General features: G+C 60.4%; 14 protein-coding genes. 2 read left to right on the plus strand and 12 right to left on the minus strand.

The window, feature by feature from the left end; all coding sequences use genetic code 11:
- Window positions 1-4: 4 nt before the first annotated feature.
- Window positions 5-661 (minus strand): LysE family translocator, encoded by a 657-nt coding sequence (locus ACWFVE_RS09725; RefSeq protein ID WP_447529072.1) that lies wholly within the window; start codon window positions 659-661, stop codon window positions 5-7.
- Between the two features lie 134 nt (window positions 662-795).
- Here ACWFVE_RS09725 and ACWFVE_RS09730 point away from each other — a divergent pair, with 134 nt between their 5' ends.
- Window positions 796-999 carry a cold-shock protein gene (locus ACWFVE_RS09730; RefSeq protein ID WP_447529073.1) on the plus strand — a complete coding sequence of 68 codons (204 nt, stop codon included), beginning with the start codon at window positions 796-798 and terminating at the stop codon, window positions 997-999.
- Between the two features lie 122 nt (window positions 1,000-1,121).
- On the opposite strand, the gene ACWFVE_RS09735 is transcribed toward ACWFVE_RS09730, so the two are convergent.
- From ACWFVE_RS09735 to ACWFVE_RS09750, 4 genes are all read right to left on the minus strand, one after another.
- Entirely contained in the window at window positions 1,122-2,063 is a 942-nt protein-coding gene (locus ACWFVE_RS09735) for a hypothetical protein (RefSeq protein ID WP_447529074.1), read from the minus strand.
- A gap of 79 nt (window positions 2,064-2,142) precedes the next feature.
- The gene (yegS, locus tag ACWFVE_RS09740; RefSeq protein WP_447529075.1) at window positions 2,143-3,102 is read right to left on the minus strand and encodes a lipid kinase YegS; all 960 of its coding nucleotides are present in this window, start codon (window positions 3,100-3,102) and stop codon (window positions 2,143-2,145) included.
- 34 nt (window positions 3,103-3,136) lie between these two features.
- On the minus strand, window positions 3,137-5,764 hold the full coding sequence (gene pepN / locus ACWFVE_RS09745) for an aminopeptidase N (protein ID WP_447529076.1): 2,628 nt from the start codon (window positions 5,762-5,764) through the stop codon (window positions 3,137-3,139).
- A gap of 118 nt (window positions 5,765-5,882) precedes the next feature.
- Window positions 5,883-6,368: a YajQ family cyclic di-GMP-binding protein gene (locus ACWFVE_RS09750; protein ID WP_447529077.1), complete on the minus strand. Its 486-nt coding sequence runs from the start codon at window positions 6,366-6,368 to the stop codon at window positions 5,883-5,885.
- A 130-nt stretch (window positions 6,369-6,498) separates the two neighbouring features.
- On the opposite strand from ACWFVE_RS09750, the gene cobO reads away from it, so the two are divergent.
- Window positions 6,499-7,098, plus strand: coding sequence for a cob(I)yrinic acid a,c-diamide adenosyltransferase (gene cobO / locus ACWFVE_RS09755; RefSeq protein ID WP_447529078.1), 600 nt, complete (start codon window positions 6,499-6,501; stop codon window positions 7,096-7,098).
- A gap of 65 nt (window positions 7,099-7,163) precedes the next feature.
- Here cobO and ACWFVE_RS09760 read toward each other — a convergent pair whose 3' ends face one another.
- From ACWFVE_RS09760 to miaA, 7 genes are all read right to left on the minus strand, one after another.
- Window positions 7,164-8,459: an adenylosuccinate synthase gene (locus tag ACWFVE_RS09760; protein WP_447529079.1), complete on the minus strand. Its 1,296-nt coding sequence runs from the start codon at window positions 8,457-8,459 to the stop codon at window positions 7,164-7,166.
- Entirely contained in the window at window positions 8,459-9,652 is a 1,194-nt protein-coding gene (locus ACWFVE_RS09765; protein WP_447529080.1) for an ATP phosphoribosyltransferase regulatory subunit, read from the minus strand. The genes ACWFVE_RS09760 and ACWFVE_RS09765 overlap by 1 nt, the downstream gene beginning before the upstream one ends.
- 195 nt (window positions 9,653-9,847) lie before the next feature.
- On the minus strand, window positions 9,848-10,756 hold the full coding sequence (gene hflC, locus ACWFVE_RS09770; RefSeq protein WP_447529081.1) for a protease modulator HflC: 909 nt from the start codon (window positions 10,754-10,756) through the stop codon (window positions 9,848-9,850).
- Window positions 10,757-12,037, minus strand: a complete 1,281-nt coding sequence (hflK, locus tag ACWFVE_RS09775) for an FtsH protease activity modulator HflK (protein WP_447529082.1) — start codon at window positions 12,035-12,037, stop codon at window positions 10,757-10,759.
- 121 nt (window positions 12,038-12,158) lie between these two features.
- Window positions 12,159-13,469 carry a ribosome rescue GTPase HflX gene (hflX, locus tag ACWFVE_RS09780; protein WP_447529083.1) on the minus strand — a complete coding sequence of 437 codons (1,311 nt, stop codon included), beginning with the start codon at window positions 13,467-13,469 and terminating at the stop codon, window positions 12,159-12,161.
- Window positions 13,470-13,504: 35 nt separating this feature from the next.
- The gene (gene hfq, locus ACWFVE_RS09785) at window positions 13,505-13,753 is read right to left on the minus strand and encodes an RNA chaperone Hfq (protein WP_263584347.1); all 249 of its coding nucleotides are present in this window, start codon (window positions 13,751-13,753) and stop codon (window positions 13,505-13,507) included.
- Window positions 13,754-13,895: 142 nt separating this feature from the next.
- Window positions 13,896-14,834 (minus strand): tRNA (adenosine(37)-N6)-dimethylallyltransferase MiaA, encoded by a 939-nt coding sequence (gene miaA / locus ACWFVE_RS09790; protein ID WP_447529084.1) that lies wholly within the window; start codon window positions 14,832-14,834, stop codon window positions 13,896-13,898.
- Window positions 14,835-14,844: the final 10 nt, after the last annotated feature.

Below are 14,844 nucleotides of genomic sequence, written 5' to 3' on the forward strand. Positions count from 1 at the left end.
CCGGTCAGACCGGGCGCTGCTCGAGGGCCAGACGCACGCCAAACACCACCAGCACTGCCCCGGTGGTGGCGTTCAACACCCGAGCAAAACGCTCACTTGCCAAAAACCGGCTCGCGCCCCCCACCATCAAAACCACGCCTATCTGCCATACGTTGGCAATCGCAAAGTGCACCCCGGCAAGCCACAGCGACTTCAAAAGCGCCGGGTCCGTGGGCGCGATGAACTGCGGCAAAAACGCCATATAAAACACTACCGTTTTGGGGTTCAATACGTTGGATAAAAGCCCTTCCTTGGCCGGCTGATAAAGACCGACCGGCGAGCGGGCCTGGTCGAACCCGCCCATCGGCAGCGCCGCACCGCGTTTGGCCGCCAGCAGACTGATGATGCCGAGCCACACCAGGTACCCCGCCCCTGCAAACTTTAAAAGCGTGAAGGCGAAGGCGGACTGCAGAAGAATCAAGGAGATGCCCAGCGCCGAGACCGTCGCATGCACGAACAGCCCGCAGCAGATCGCGATACTGGTAACGATGCCATCGCGCACCCCGCCCCGGGCGGTGTTGCGAATGACCAGCAGGGTGTCCACGCCCGGGCTTACGGTCAGCAGCGTAATCGCCACCACGAAGGGAATGAACTGGGCATCAAACAGAGTGAGTTGGCTCATGGGGCAGCGCTCGTCGCATTGAAAAGAAACCTGAAACCGCCACTGGACGATCACTTTTTTTACTTCTACAGTGAATTTTGTGGGCCCGCAAGGCGGCTCCCACGTATTACTTAAGAACGTTAAGGAAACGAAAGATGGCAACTGGTACCGTCAAGTGGTTCAACGACACCAAAGGTTATGGCTTCATCTCACCGGATGACGGCGGCGATGACCTTTTTGCGCATTTCTCTGAGATTCAGGCTGAAGGCTTCAAGTCCTTGCAGGATGGACAGAAAGTCACTTTCGAAGTCACGCAAGGTAAAAAAGGCCTTCAGGCTTCCAACATTCGCGCCTCCTAAGTACCGTTTTAAATAGAATACTGTTTTAAACAACGTATCGTTTTAAACAAGGTACTGCTCGTAACACCGAGCACCGCGCGAAACAAAAGGCCCGCTTTTGCGGGCTTTTTATTGTCCAAACGTTACTGTGCCGCGTTGAGGCTATCCAGATCGCGCTCGTCTTCGATCTGCTCGCTACCTTCTTGCTCATCGCCGGCCTCGACATCGCCAGGGGCGCGTTCATCGTCGCCGCTCGCCTCATCGCGGTTTGAATCGGTGGTGGACGCGTTTTCTGACGCCTCGCCGCTATCGCTATCCGTCGGCTGCTCGCCGTCGGTTTGCCGAGCGTTGGCATCTTCACCGCTGGTGCCCTGCTCGTCGCGCCGGGTAAAATCACTTTCAGTGACACTGGCGCTACGCTCGCGCTCGATCTCTTCGAACTGCTCGTTCAAGCGCTGCTGCGCCTCTTCGAAACGCCGCTCGGTATCTTCGATCAGGGCATCGACATCCGTCGCTTCCAGGTCGTCTTCGAGACGCTCCCGCTCCGGGATGCTGCTCTCGACTTCCCACTCCTCGGAGAAGCTTTCGCTCTCCATGGGTTCGAGCTCAGGGGTTTGGTTCTCCACTTCCTGGAACTGTTGCTCGAGCTGGCGCTGGGCCTCTTCAAAACGGCGCTCGGTTTCGGCAATGACATCGTCGACGTCGGAGCGCGTCGTCTCGCCGGGCATGGCGCTCTCTTCATCGAGGGCTTCATCCGGGTCGGCGGCCAGTGTCTCTTCGCCAGCCTGGACCTCTTCACCCACCGTGGCTGTCGACTCGGCGTCCTGGGCGTCCAGGGCCTCGGCCCGCTCGAGTTCTTCAGCGGCCTGGCGCGACTCGACCTCATCCTCCATCTCTTCCGGGTCCGGCATATTGGCGGCATTTTCCGCCGCCTGGGGGGCCTCTTCGTTTTGTACCGCCTCATCCTCGGACACCGAGCTTGCGGAGTCATCCGGCTCGACAGTGGGCTCTTCCTGAGACTCGCCGCAGGCGCTCAATAAAAGCGCCAGACTTGCCAATAGCGGTATCCATAAACGATTTCCCATCGGGTTACTCTCCTTTGGTGGCCATTCGCCATGGCACTACGTTGACCATGGCGTTATTCATTGATGACGGCAGTATAAATCAGTGCGGGTCGTTGGCGGACAACAGCGCACAACCTTCCGGTAGCAGTACACTCAGCGCAAGCGGCACGACCTCGGCGGTAAAGCGCTCGTGTCGGCGCGCCTCCCCGTCCAGAGTCAAAGGCCAGGGCTCGTCCTCCCCCCGAGTGGTCACCATGAACCGGGTCGCGGTAAAGTAGCGCACGAAACGGCCCTCGGCGGGAAAGTTCTGCAGCTCGCCAATCAAGGTGGGTAGCTCCCACACCGAGGAGAAGTCTTTGACCAGCAGTACGTCGAGACGGCCATCGTCGAGCTTGGCCCGCGGGGCGAGCACCTGACCGCCGCCGGACTGGCGCCCATTACCCAGCGCCAGCAGCAATAGCGCTTCGCTGCGCTCTTGCTCCTGCCAATGCAGCGTTCCTTTGTAGCTTTGATGCCGCCACGCCTTCAAGGCCCCCATCAGCGAGTATGCGCCGCCCCCCAGCATGCGCTTGAGCATCTTGGGCGTGGTCGAAGTAATCTCGGCACCGAAACCGCCGGTGGTCATGTTGACGTAGTAGCTGATCGACTCCTCGCCTTCGGTCTCGGCACTCATGCGCACCACGTCGATCGGGTAAGCGCTGTAGCCAAGCGCCGCCTCCAATGCGGGCTGGGGCTCCAACGGAAGCCCCACGGAGACCGCGAAATCGTTGGCACTACCCATGGGCACGATACCCAACGCCGGACGCTGGTCGTGGGCTGCGCGCATCAGCCCGTTGACCACTTCGTTGACCGTGCCGTCGCCGCCACAGGCAATCACGTGGGTAATACCGTTGCCGGCAGCTTCAAAGGCGAATGTGGCAGCATCCCCTGCTTCCCAAGTGGCGCGGACTTCGATCTGCTTCCCTGCTTCGCGCTCGGCCATAACCGCCTCGCGCAACACCGGATCTCCAGCAGATTTACCGTTAATAATCAGTAAGTAACGCTTATCCGAATCTGTCACCGGCGTTTTCCTTTGCATGGTTGCTCCACACCCCTCACGCCAACGCTTTTTCGACGACCTCGAAAACGTTGGAAGAGAGCGGCTCTTTGCTGATTCTTGTTAGCTCATCACGCATCAGCGCTTGGCGGGTTTCGTCGAAACGTTGCCAGCGCGTCAGCGGCGTGACCAGTCGTGAGGCGATTTCCGGGTTCAAGCGGTTGAGCTCGATCACCGCATCGGCCAGAAGCCTATAGCCCTGACCATCCAGACGGTGGAAGTTAACCCGGTTTTGGGTAAACGCGCCGATCAGCGCGCGCACCTTGTTGGGATTTTTCATCGAAAACGCCGGGTGGTCCATCAAATACCGCACCCGCTCGAGCACATCGGGCTGCGGGCGCGTGACCTGCACCGTGAACCATTGATCCATGACCAGCGCGTCATGGGCCCACTTTTCACCAAAGGCCTTGAGTGTCGGCGCCGCCAAATCGTTGCGGTCGCTGTGTACCAAAAGCGTCAGTGCCTGGCGCACATCGGTCATGTTGAGGCCCGCCTCGAACTGCGCCTGGCAAAGCGCGATGCCCTTCTCATCTTCGATCGACATCAAATACGCAAGCGCGACGTTTTTGAGGCTGCGCGTGGCGATTTGATCAGGGCTTGGCGCGTAGGGCTCATCGAGCACGTTCGCTTCATAAGTGGCGATGAACTCATCGCGCAGCGCCACCGCCAGCGACTGGCGCATGAACTCGCGGGCCGAGTGGATGGCATCGACATCGACGATGCGCTGCTGCTCGGCGATATAGGCCTCGGTCGGCAGCGTCAGCATCTCGGCGAGCACCGCCTTGTCGTCCATTTCACCGGCCACCAGCGCCCTAAAGGCCTCGATGACTCGGCTGTCCATGACCTTTTCGACCCCGTTGCGGTGCGCGGCGATCAAATCATCCAGCGCCAGCATCGACAGGCGCTGGCCCGCATCCCAGCGGTTGAAGCCGTCGCTGTCGTGGGTCAACAAGAAAGCGAGATCCTCGCGGGAGTACGGGTAGTGAAGCGTGACCGGGGCCGAGAAGTTGCGCAAAAGCGATGGCACCGGGGCCTCGGCCACGTTACTGAAAACAAACGTCTGCTCGTCCTCGGTCAGGTGGACGACTCCCTGCTTGCCGAGCGACTCGCCGTCGAGGGTCAGGGTCAAATCCTGGCCGGATTTGGTGCCCACCAGCCCCATCAACACCGGAATGTGCAGCGGCTGTTTGTCGGTTTGGCCCGGCGTTGCCGGGGTACGTTGGCGAAGGGTTAGACGGTACTCGCCGTGTACGTAGTCGTACTCGCCAAACGCATCGATCTCCGGGGTACCCGCTTGGCCGTACCAGCGCATGAACTGGTCGAGATTTGCCCCGGATACCTCGGCCATGCAGCCAACGAAGTCCTCGATGGTGACCGCCTGGCCGTCGTAGCGCTCGAAGTACAGGTCCGCCCCCTGGCGGAAGGCCTCCTCGCCGATCAGGTTATAAAGCATACGCACGACTTCCGCGCCCTTCTCGTAAATGGTCAGGGTGTAGAAGTTGGTGATCTCGATATAATGATCCGGGCGAACCGGGTGCGCGGTGGGCCCGGCGTCCTCGGCAAACTGCGCGGTACGGAAAAACGACACGTCCTGGATACGCTTGACCGGCGCCGAGTTGGTGTCCGCCGAGAAGCACTGGTCGCGAAAGACGGTGAAGCCCTCTTTCAGCGAGAGCTGAAACCAGTCGCGACAGGTGACGCGGTTACCCGACCAGTTATGGAAGTACTCATGGGCGACGATACCCTCGACGTTTTGGAAGGTGCCGTCCGTCGCGGTATCCGGGTGGGTCAGCACCGCGGCAGAGTTGAAGATATTGAGCCCCTTGTTCTCCATGGCGCCCATGTTGAAATCGCTCACCGCCACGATCATGAAAAGATCCAGATCGTACTCGCGCCCGTAGGTGGCTTCGTCCCAGGCCATCGACCGCTTGAGCGAGGCCATGGCGTGGTCGGTCTTGTCCAGATTCGCCTGTTCCACCCAGATTTCGAGGGTGACCTCACGCCCACTTAGGGTCGTAAAGTGATCCGTCACCTTTTGCAGGTCCCCCGCCACCAGCGCGAACAGGTAGCAGGGTTTGGGGTGCGGGTCTTCCCAGGTAGCGAAGTGGCGCCCGTCGATATCGCCCTTGTCGACCGGGTTGCCGTTGGCGAGCAGCACCGGCTCGCTGGTTTTATCGCCAATGACGGTGACCTTGAAGGTGGCCATGACGTCCGGGCGGTCCGGGTAGAAGGTAATACGGCGAAAGCCCTCGGCCTCGCACTGGGTGCAGTACATTCCGCTGGACTGGTAAAGCCCTTCCAGGGCGGTATTGCTCTGCGGGGCGATTTCGACCTCGCTTTCCAGACAAAAACGCGCCGGCACGTTCGCGATCGAAAGCGTCTTATCAGTCAGCACGTAGTCGCTCTCGGCCAGGGCGTTGGCGTCGATGGAAAGCGCGATGAGCTTTAGGTGTTCACCGTCGAGCACCAGCGGCGCATCGCTTGAGGCATTTTCGTTGCGCTCGATAAAAAGGCGGGCTTTGACACGGGTGGCAGCGGGGTCAAGATCAAACGTTAGCTCAGTATGGGTAACGTTGTAATCGGGCGGCTGGTAGTCGCTTAAATAAACCGGCTGCGGGTCGGACATTGTGCGTGGCTCCTTTTTATCAAACACTTGCTTATCAAATATCGGGTTTATCAACACTCAGTATAGACGAGGCGCGCTTGTCGGGGCACCGCAAAGCGCCCCGACGAAACGCTATCCATCAGTCGCGAAAGTTATCGAACTGCAGAGGAAGATCCGGCCCCTCTTCGCTTCGCAAAAGCGCCATGACGCCCTGCAAATCGTCGCGTTTTTTACCGGTCACGCGCACTTTCTCCCCCTGGATCTGCGCCTGCACCTTCAGCTTGCTTGCCTTGATGCGCTTGACGATATCCTTGGTTTGGGCAGCGTCGAGGCCCTGCTTCAGCGCGACGTCCTGGCGCGCTTTAACGCCGGAAAGCACCGGGTCCTTGATCTCCATGCAGCGCGCGTCGATGCCGCGGGCGATCAAGCGGGCGCGCAGCACGTCGAGCATTTGATTGAGCTGGAAATCCACGTCCGCCTCGAGGGCGACGGTCTCGCCTTCGAGGGTGAAGCTTGCATCGACGCCTTTGAAGTCAAAGCGCGAGGTGATTTCCCGATTGGCTTGATCCACCGCGTTGGTCGCTTCGTGGCGGTCGAATTCGGAGACGATATCAAATGAGGGCATGACGCTTTCCTTAACGAGACATAGCCTGCCATTCTAGAGCAGCCAAGCCCGGGTTGCGACATACAACCCCGATACACAACCCTACCGTGTTCCATTACCCTAAACGCCACCCCCCAAGAAGGAAACGAGCATGAGCGATCGCGAGACGCGCCACAAGGCGTCGATGGAGAAACTCAAAAGCCGCGTGGATGAGAAAGTAGCCAACGCCGACGAGGAGCGGGGCTTGATTCTAATCAACACCGGCAACGGTAAAGGCAAGACGACCGCGGCCTGGGGCACGGTGACCCGCGCGCTGGGCTACGGCTACAAGGTGGGCGTGGTGCAGTTCATCAAGGGACTTTGGGAGTGCGGCGAGCGCAACCGGCTCGAAGATGACACCAATCTCGAGGTCGCCATCATGGCCACTGGCTTCACCTGGGACACCCAAAACCGCGAAAGCGACACCCAGGCGTGTCTGGCCGTGTGGGAAGACGCCGAGCGCATGCTCGCCGACCCCGAGACGTATCTGGTCGTGCTCGACGAGATCACCTACATGCTGAAATTCGGCTATCTGGAGATCGAGCGGGTGAAAACGGCGCTCGAGAATCGCCCACAGGAGCAGACAGTGATCATTACCGGGCGCAATGCCCACCGCGATCTGGTCGAGATGGCCGATACCGTCACTGAAATGCAGGAGACGCGCCACGCCTTCAATAACGGCCTGAAAGCCCGCCGCGGCATCGATTTTTGAACGTAAAACGCCGCCGGTAACCCGGCGGCGTTTTAAGCGCCAAGCGCCTGGTATTGCCCAACGGCTTATTCGTCGAAGGGGTTACGAAGTACGATGGTCTCGTTGCGGTCCGGGCCGGTCGAGATGATATCGATGCTGGTGCCGACCTGCTCTTCCAGATAGCTGATGTAAGCGCGGGCGTTGGTGGGAAGATCCTCGACCCTCTTGGCGCCCAGGGTCGACTCTTTCCAGCCCGGCAGATCGAAGTAGACCGGCTCGACGGCTTCGTAGCCTTCCGAGTCGACCGGATTATCGAGCATTTCGCCATCCTTGCTACGATAGCCCACGCAGACGCGAATGTTCTCGAGCCCATCGAGCACATCGAGCTTGGTCAGGCAGATGCCGGTCACCGAGTTGATTTGCACCGCGTGACGTAGCGCGACGGCGTCGAACCAGCCACAGCGGCGCGCCCGGCCGGTGGTCGCACCGAACTCGTGACCTTTCTCCGCCAGGTGGCGGCCGTGATCATCGAAAAGCTCGGTGGGAAACGGCCCGGAGCCCACGCGAGTGGTGTAAGCCTTGGTGATACCCAGCACATAGTCCAGGTACAGCGGGCCAACGCCGGAACCGGTGGCCGTGCCGCCGGCGGTGGTGTTGGAACTGGTCACGTAGGGGTAGGTGCCGTGGTCGATATCCAGAAGCGAGCCTTGAGCACCTTCGAACAGAATGTTCTCGTTAGCCTTACGCAGATCGTGCACCTGGCTTACGGTGTCGCCGACCATGGGCCGCAGCTCTTCCGCCATCTGCATGGCGCTATCCAGCACTTCCTGGAAATCTACCGCGGGCTCGCCGTGGTAGTTGACCAGCACGAAGTTATGATAGTCGAGCACTTCGCCAAGCTTGGAGGCGAAACGCTCGCGATGGAGCATATCGCCCAGACGCAGGCCCCGACGCGCGACCTTGTCCTCGTAAGCCGGACCGATGCCACGGCCGGTGGTGCCGATCTTGGCGACACCGCGGGCTTTTTCCCGCGCCTGGTCCAGACGCACGTGGTAGGGCAGAATCAGCGGGCAAGCCGGCGACAGGCGCAGACGCTCGCGCACCGGCACGCCCTTGTCTTCGAGCTCGCGGATCTCCTTGATCAGCGCTTCCGGAGAAAGCACCACGCCGTTACCGATGATGCAGGTCTTGCCCGGGCGCAAAACGCCGGAGGGAATCAGGTGGAGAACGGTTTTTTCGCCGTCGATCACCAGGGTGTGGCCCGCGTTATGGCCGCCTTGAAAGCGCACGACCGCCGCCGCCGACTCGGTGAGCAAGTCAACGATCTTACCCTTGCCTTCGTCACCCCATTGGGTACCCAGGACTACGACATTCTTACCCATTATGCACTCGTCTCTTGTGTCAGGGCCGTTGTCTGCCAACGGCCGTCGATAAACTCGAGGCGGCGATCACAATCGTGCTCCGCCGGTTCAGTACGCTGGCCGGGCAGCGCTTGAATCACGCGCTCGCCATTTTGGCGTAGCGTGTCGATGGCCGCATCCAGGGTGGCGCTTTCCTGGGCCGGCGCCCAAATAGCACCCGCGGCGGGGGTCGCCGCAGCAAGCGAGGCCAACTGCTTTAAATCCATGGAGAAGCCGGTGGCCGGGCGCGCCCGGCCAAAAGCGCGGCCGGTATCGTCGTAACGCCCGCCCTTGGCCAGGGCGTGGCCGTAGCCGGGCACGTAGGCGGCAAACATGACACCGGTATGGTACTGATAGCCGCGAAGCTCCGCCAAATCGAAATAGAGCGAGACATCGAACTGCGCCAATACTGTTTTGTTCAGCGCCTCTAATTGGTCGAGCGCGGCGATCACCGAGGCGGGGGCACCGGCAAAGCGCTCGCGGGCCTGGCGCAAAATGTCCGCGCCGCCGTGCAGCTCGCCAAGTGCCAATAGCATATCGCCAAGCACTGGGTCGCTAACGCACTCGCTCACCCGGGACTGGAGCTCGCCGGGCGATTTGAGCGCAAGGGCGTCGAACACCGCCGCTTCCTGGTCGGCGCTGAGCTCGGCCGCTTCGACCAGGCTACGAAAGATCCCGATATGGCCGAGCGCCAGGTGAAGCTCCTGGGCACCGGCGGCGCTAAGGCTTGCCAGAGCAAGGCGGATGATTTCGCTGTCGGCCTCGAGGCCAGCGTGTCCGAAGAGCTCGACGCCGACCTGAACCGGGCTACGCCCGCCCTGGTGCTGGTCGGCCTTGGCGCGCAAAACGTTGGTGCAGTAACAAAGGCGAACCGGCCCCTGGCGTTTGAGCGAGTGGGCGTCCATGCGCGCCACCTGAGGGGTAACGTCGGCGGAGGCCCCCATCATGCGGCCCGTTAGCTGATCGGTCAGCTTGAAGGTCTGCAGATCGAGCTCGGTACCGGTACCGGTTAAAAGCGAGTCCAGAAACTCGACGGGGGGCGGCATGACTTGGTCGTAGCCCCAAACGTAATAGAGATCCAGCAGCGCACGGCGCAGCTCTTCCATACGGCTTGCCTGAGGCGGGAGCACCTCATCCATGCCGTCGGGCAGCAGCCAGCGGTCAGCGATGGTCATGTGAACAATCCTGCAAGACGATGAAGGCCCAGGCCGCGATGACGCCGTTGTTGACAACCTTCGCCCACAACGCACCCGTGCCAAATGAGGGCCACAAAAAAACCGGGCGAACGCCCGGTTCAATTAAGTCTACCACGTTTAACCGCCGGCGAAACCCCGCCGCTTTAGCAAACGGCGAAGCTCGAAATCCGGCGCTTATTCGCCGTCGTCTTCCCCGCCGCCGCTGCCGGAGTCCGGGTTGGGGCTGCGCATATAGCGGAAGAAATCGCTGTCCGGCTCCAGCACCAGCATGCTGCCGTCATCGGCAAAGCTTGTGCGGTAGGCGTTCAGGCTACGCCAGAAGGAGAAGAACTCCTGATCCTGGCCATAGGCGTTAGAGAAGATCGCCGCGGCTTCCGCGTCGCCTTCACCGCGCAGCGTTTCCGAGCGCTCGTTGGCCTGGGCCAGCAGTACCTGACGGCGGCGGTCGGCGTTGGCACGAATCCGCTCGGCCTCTTCCTGCCCTTGGGCGCGCCACTCGCGGGCTTCGCGTTCACGCTCGGAGCGCATCCGCTGGAAGACCGCTGCCGAGACGTCATCGGGCAGGTCGATGCGCTTGATACGAATATCGCGCACCGCCACGCCGAGTTCGTCGCGCATGAGGCTATCGAGCTCTTCGGTCGGGCCGATCATCAGGTCGTCACGCCGCTCGGCGATGATTTCCTGCAGGTTCAAACGACCGAACTCGTTACGCAGGCTTTCGTCTACCCGCGGCTGAATCAGGCGTATCGCCATCAACTCGTCGCCAGCGGTCGCCTCGTAGTAGCGCGTCGGGTTGACCACCTGCCACTTGACGTAGGAGTCGACGATCACCGCTTTCTGCTCGAGGGTCAGGTAGCGGCTGGTATCGGTATCCAGCGTCAAAAGGCGGGTATCGAACTTGCGAATCGTCTGGGCGATCGGCATTTTCGCGTGCAGGCCTGGCTGAATGTTTTCCTCAACCACTTCACCAAAGCGCAGCTTGACCGCGCGCTCGGTTTCGTCAACCACGTAAAGGGTGTTGCTGGCAAGCCAGGCGATGGCGGCCAAGCCGCCAACGATCAGCAGGGATCGGTTGTTAATCATTTAGCGGCCCTCCCTGCGAATAGCGCCATTGTTCGACGACGATGACGTGTTGTCACCTTGCGTATTGCGCAGCGTTTCGACCACGGAGGGATCGAGCTGCTCGTCGTTACTGCTCGAGCCACCGGTGGAGCGATTGGCACCGCTTCCACCGCGCAGCTGATCCAGCGGCAGATACATCAAAGGCGCGTTTTCGCTGACATCCAGCAAGACCTTGGGCGTATTGCCGAAGACCTCTTCGATTGCATCCAGATACATACGCTCACGCATAATCTCGGGAGAGTTTTGGTACTCGCCGACCAGCGCACTGAAGCGGTTGGCCTGACCCTGGGCTTCGGCCACGACGGACTCGCGATACCCCTGGCCCTGTTCGACGATACGTTGAGCCTGACCCTGGGCTGCCGGAATGATCGCGTTGGCGTAGGCCATACCTTCGTTGATCGTACGCTGACGATCCTCGCGGGCACGAATCACGTCGTCAAACGCGTCGATGACTGGCGCCGGCGCAGTGGTGGATTCGATGTTGATGGTCTGCAGGCGAATACCGGCGCCGTAGGCGTCGAGGTAGGTCTGCAGGCGGCTAGCCACGGAGCTGCCGAGAATCTCACGGCCCGAGGTCAGAATATCGATCATGTCGGTACCGCCGACCACGTGGCGCAGCGACGAATCCAATGCGTTTTCGATCGAAAGTGACGGGTTACGCACGTTGAGTACGAAATCTCGCGGGTTGGCGACCTGGTACTGTGCCGATATCTCGACCTCGACGATGTTTTCATCCCGGGTCAGCATCGACTGGGTCTGCGAGACCGAACGAACGCGGGTCACGTTGACCATGCGCACGTCGTCGATCAGCGGCGGATTCCATTGAAGGCCCGGGTCGACGATGCCCTGGTACTCGCCAAAGCGCAGTACGACGCCGCGCTCGGACTGGTCCACCAGGTAAAACCCCATGGCCGCCCAAATCGCCAGCGCCAAAACGATCAGCAAGCCGGGCAGCGCAAAGGAGTTACGCGGCTTACCGCTGCCGCTTCCACCGCCGTTGCCGCCGCTCTTTTTGCCGCTTCCGCCCAACATGTTGTTAAGCTTGTTTTGAAACTTCTTGAGTGCTTCGTCGAGATCCGGTGGGCCCTGATTGTTGCCACCGTTATTGCCCCCGTTGTTTCCCCCGCCCCCGTTGTTACCACGATCACCGTTGCCGCGATCGCCGCCGCTATTGTTGCCGCGCCGGCCACCACTGCTCCAGGGGTCATGCTGGTTGCCACCACCAGGCTCATTCCAGGCCATACTTCGTCTCCACTAAGGGGTTAACCTGCACGCGGCCCCGCGTAAGAGCGAGGCCGCCGTGCTTATAATATTATTGCTGTGTAATCCTTGTGCCGTTTTGCGTGGCGTTGGTTTCAATACACTACCACTCGCCGCCCTCTTGTAGCGACTCCGGTAAGTAGGTGTTGGCGCGCTCACCAAGCTGCGCCATCAACTGATTGAAATCCCGCCGGGGCAAACGAACATCTAACACCGAGTGGCCGTTTTCATCAAACGCTTCTTCTTGCACGGCATTCAACTCGTGAAGCCCGGCTCTCAACTTGCCTTGCTCCGGGGCAAGGGTCAGCGAAAAGCCGATAACGTCGTTGGCAAGACGCTCGGAGAGTGCTTCGTGCAGCAAATCAAGCCCTTGGCCCTGCTGAGCGGAGAGCCAGACTACCTCTGGGCGGCCCTGGCCGTCACGCTCGATGCGCGGGGCGCTGTCGAGCCGGTCGATTTTATTCATCACCTTGAGCACCGGGACATCGTCGGCGCCGATCTCCTTGAGCACTCGGTCCACCTGCTCGACATTGAGCTCGCGGTCCGGGTCGGCGGCATCGATTACGTGGATCAGAAGCGATGCCTCGGCGGCTTCCTGAAGCGTTGCCCTAAAAGCCTCGACGAGTTTGTGCGGCAGGTGGCGAATGAAGCCCACGGTATCGGCCATCACGATCGGCCCGACATCGTTTACCTCGATGCGGCGAAGCGTGGGGTCGAGCGTTGCGAAAAGCTGATCGGCGGCGTACACCTTAGCATCGGTCAACACGTTGAAGAGCGTTGATTTACCGGCGTTGGTATAGCCGACCAGCGAGACACTGTGGATCTCGGCACGGGAGCGGGCCCGACGGTTCTGGTCCCGTTGGCTACGCACTTTATCCAGGCGCTTATGAATCGCCTTGATGCGCCCGCGCAGCAAGCGGCGGTCGGTTTCCAGCTGGGTTTCACCCGGCCCGCGAAGACCGATACCGCCTTTTTGACGTTCAAGGTGGGTCCACCCGCGTACAAGGCGCGTGGACATGTATTCGAGCTGGGCAAGCTCTACCTGCAGCTTACCCTCATGGGTTCTGGCCCGCTGAGCGAAGATATCGAGAATGAGACCGGTACGGTCGAGTACGCGACACTTGAGTTCTTTCTCGAGATTACGCTCCTGGGAAGGGCCAAGGCCATGGTTGAAGATCACGAGTTCGGCCTGGTGCGCGGCGAGCATTGCTCTTAGCTCTTCCAACTTGCCTGAGCCGATAAAGGTTCGCGGGTCAGGACGCTGTCGGCTGGCCGTGAGCAATGTCGCAGGCTCTGCACCCGCAGAGCGCACGAGCTCCAGGAACTCACCCGGGTCTTCACGTGCCTGCTCATCGAAGAAATCTACGTGAACAAGGACGGCCGTTTCACCGGCATCTGGGCGTTCAAAAAACAATCAATACCTCTTGCTTTCCAGGCTAACCACCGATGTTAGAGGTCCGCTTCTGGGGCGGCCGGGTCTTGGGCCGGCAGGCGCACGTTGCGCGAGGGCACCACGGTGGAGATAGCGTGTTTATAGACCATTTGGCTAACGGTATTACGCAGCAGGATGACAAACTGATCGAAAGACTCGATTTGTCCCTGCAGCTTGATGCCGTTGACCAGGAAAATAGAAACCGGAATGCGCTCCTTGCGCAAAATGTTCAAGTACGGATCTTGAAGGGACTGCCCTTTGGACATGCTGCTTCTCCCTAAACTGTCTGAGGGGTGGTTTTTTAATGGCGCGCTCTTGGCGCTACCGCAATCTTATTGCCCGAAAGGCCTGGTGTTATAAAACGTCTGGGCCACTCGAAAAACATGCTTACTAAAACACTATCTTACGCTAAGCACTGCTTTGGCGCACGAATTTCAGCACCTTATCGTCGAGGGCTGGCGTGGTCGAATCGATCCAGTTCAGCGACGGCCAGCTCCGTAACCACGTTAGCTGGCGTTTGGCGAGCTGGCGAGTCGCAATGATACCGCGCTCGCAAAGTGCTGCTTCATTCAGCTCGCCATCCAGATACTCCCACACTTGCCGATAGCCAACGCTCTTCATTGACGGGAGATCCTTGTGCAAGTCACCCCGCTTTCTGAGGGCGGCGACCTCATCTATCAAGCCCTCGGCCAACATTGTTTTGAAACGCTGGGCGATTCGCTCGTGCAGTACGTGCCGCTCGGCGGGGGCAAGTCCTATCGACAGCGTGCGGTAAGGAAAGTTTTCCGGGCGCTGCTCTGCCCAAAGCTCACTCATCGGCCGCCCGCTGACCCGGTACACCTCCAGAGCGCGTAAAAGCCGTTGAGGATCGTTGGGGTGAATACGCGCCGCGGACACCGGGTCGGCTTCACCGAGCATGGCGTGCAATCCGGCAAGGCCTACCTGCTCGCGCTTTTCGGCAAGCTCCTGGCGCACCGCTTCATCGGCGGCGGGTAGATCCGCCACGCCTTCGAGCAGGCGCTTGTAATAAAGCATGGTGCCGCCGACCAGCAGCGGCACCTTGCCCGCCGCGCTGATTTGCCGCATCTGTAGGAGCGCGTCTTCGCGGAAATCGCCCGCCGAATAAGGGTCCGCCGGATCCCGGATATCGATCAAGCGGTGTGGCGCTCGGGCAAGCTCCTGCGGGGAAGGCTTGGCGCTGCCGATGTCCATGCCGCGGTACACCATGGCGGAGTCGACACTGATTAGCTCGCAGCCCAGGCGCTCGTGCAGCGCGATCGCCGTATCGGTTTTGCCGGCCGCCGTTGGGCCCATCAAAAAAATCGCCAAAGGGCGTGTGTCGGCCATGGCCGCAAAG

This window comes from Vreelandella mediterranea, from assembly GCF_970647075.1.

What these genes read in the sequence shown, in the direction of transcription:
- cobO (WP_447529078.1), top strand. Translation starts at nt 6,499, where the DNA reads ATGAGCGATCGCGAGACGCGCCACAAGGCGTCGATGGAGAAACTCAAA.
- hflK (WP_447529082.1), bottom strand. Translation starts at nt 12,037, where the DNA reads ATGGCCTGGAATGAGCCTGGTGGTGGCAACCAGCATGACCCCTGGAGC.
- hflC (WP_447529081.1), bottom strand. Translation starts at nt 10,756, where the DNA reads ATGATTAACAACCGATCCCTGCTGATCGTTGGCGGCTTGGCCGCCATC.
- ACWFVE_RS09765 (WP_447529080.1), bottom strand. Translation starts at nt 9,652, where the DNA reads ATGACCATCGCTGACCGCTGGCTGCTGCCCGACGGCATGGATGAGGTG.
- ACWFVE_RS09735 (WP_447529074.1), bottom strand. Translation starts at nt 2,063, where the DNA reads ATGGGAAATCGTTTATGGATACCGCTATTGGCAAGTCTGGCGCTTTTA.
- ACWFVE_RS09725 (WP_447529072.1), bottom strand. Translation starts at nt 661, where the DNA reads ATGAGCCAACTCACTCTGTTTGATGCCCAGTTCATTCCCTTCGTGGTG.
- pepN (WP_447529076.1), bottom strand. Translation starts at nt 5,764, where the DNA reads ATGTCCGACCCGCAGCCGGTTTATTTAAGCGACTACCAGCCGCCCGAT.
- ACWFVE_RS09760 (WP_447529079.1), bottom strand. Translation starts at nt 8,459, where the DNA reads ATGGGTAAGAATGTCGTAGTCCTGGGTACCCAATGGGGTGACGAAGGC.
- ACWFVE_RS09730 (WP_447529073.1), top strand. Translation starts at nt 796, where the DNA reads ATGGCAACTGGTACCGTCAAGTGGTTCAACGACACCAAAGGTTATGGC.
- hfq (WP_263584347.1), bottom strand. Translation starts at nt 13,753, where the DNA reads ATGTCCAAAGGGCAGTCCCTTCAAGATCCGTACTTGAACATTTTGCGC.
- ACWFVE_RS09750 (WP_447529077.1), bottom strand. Translation starts at nt 6,368, where the DNA reads ATGCCCTCATTTGATATCGTCTCCGAATTCGACCGCCACGAAGCGACC.
- miaA (WP_447529084.1), bottom strand. Translation starts at nt 14,834, where the DNA reads ATGGCCGACACACGCCCTTTGGCGATTTTTTTGATGGGCCCAACGGCG.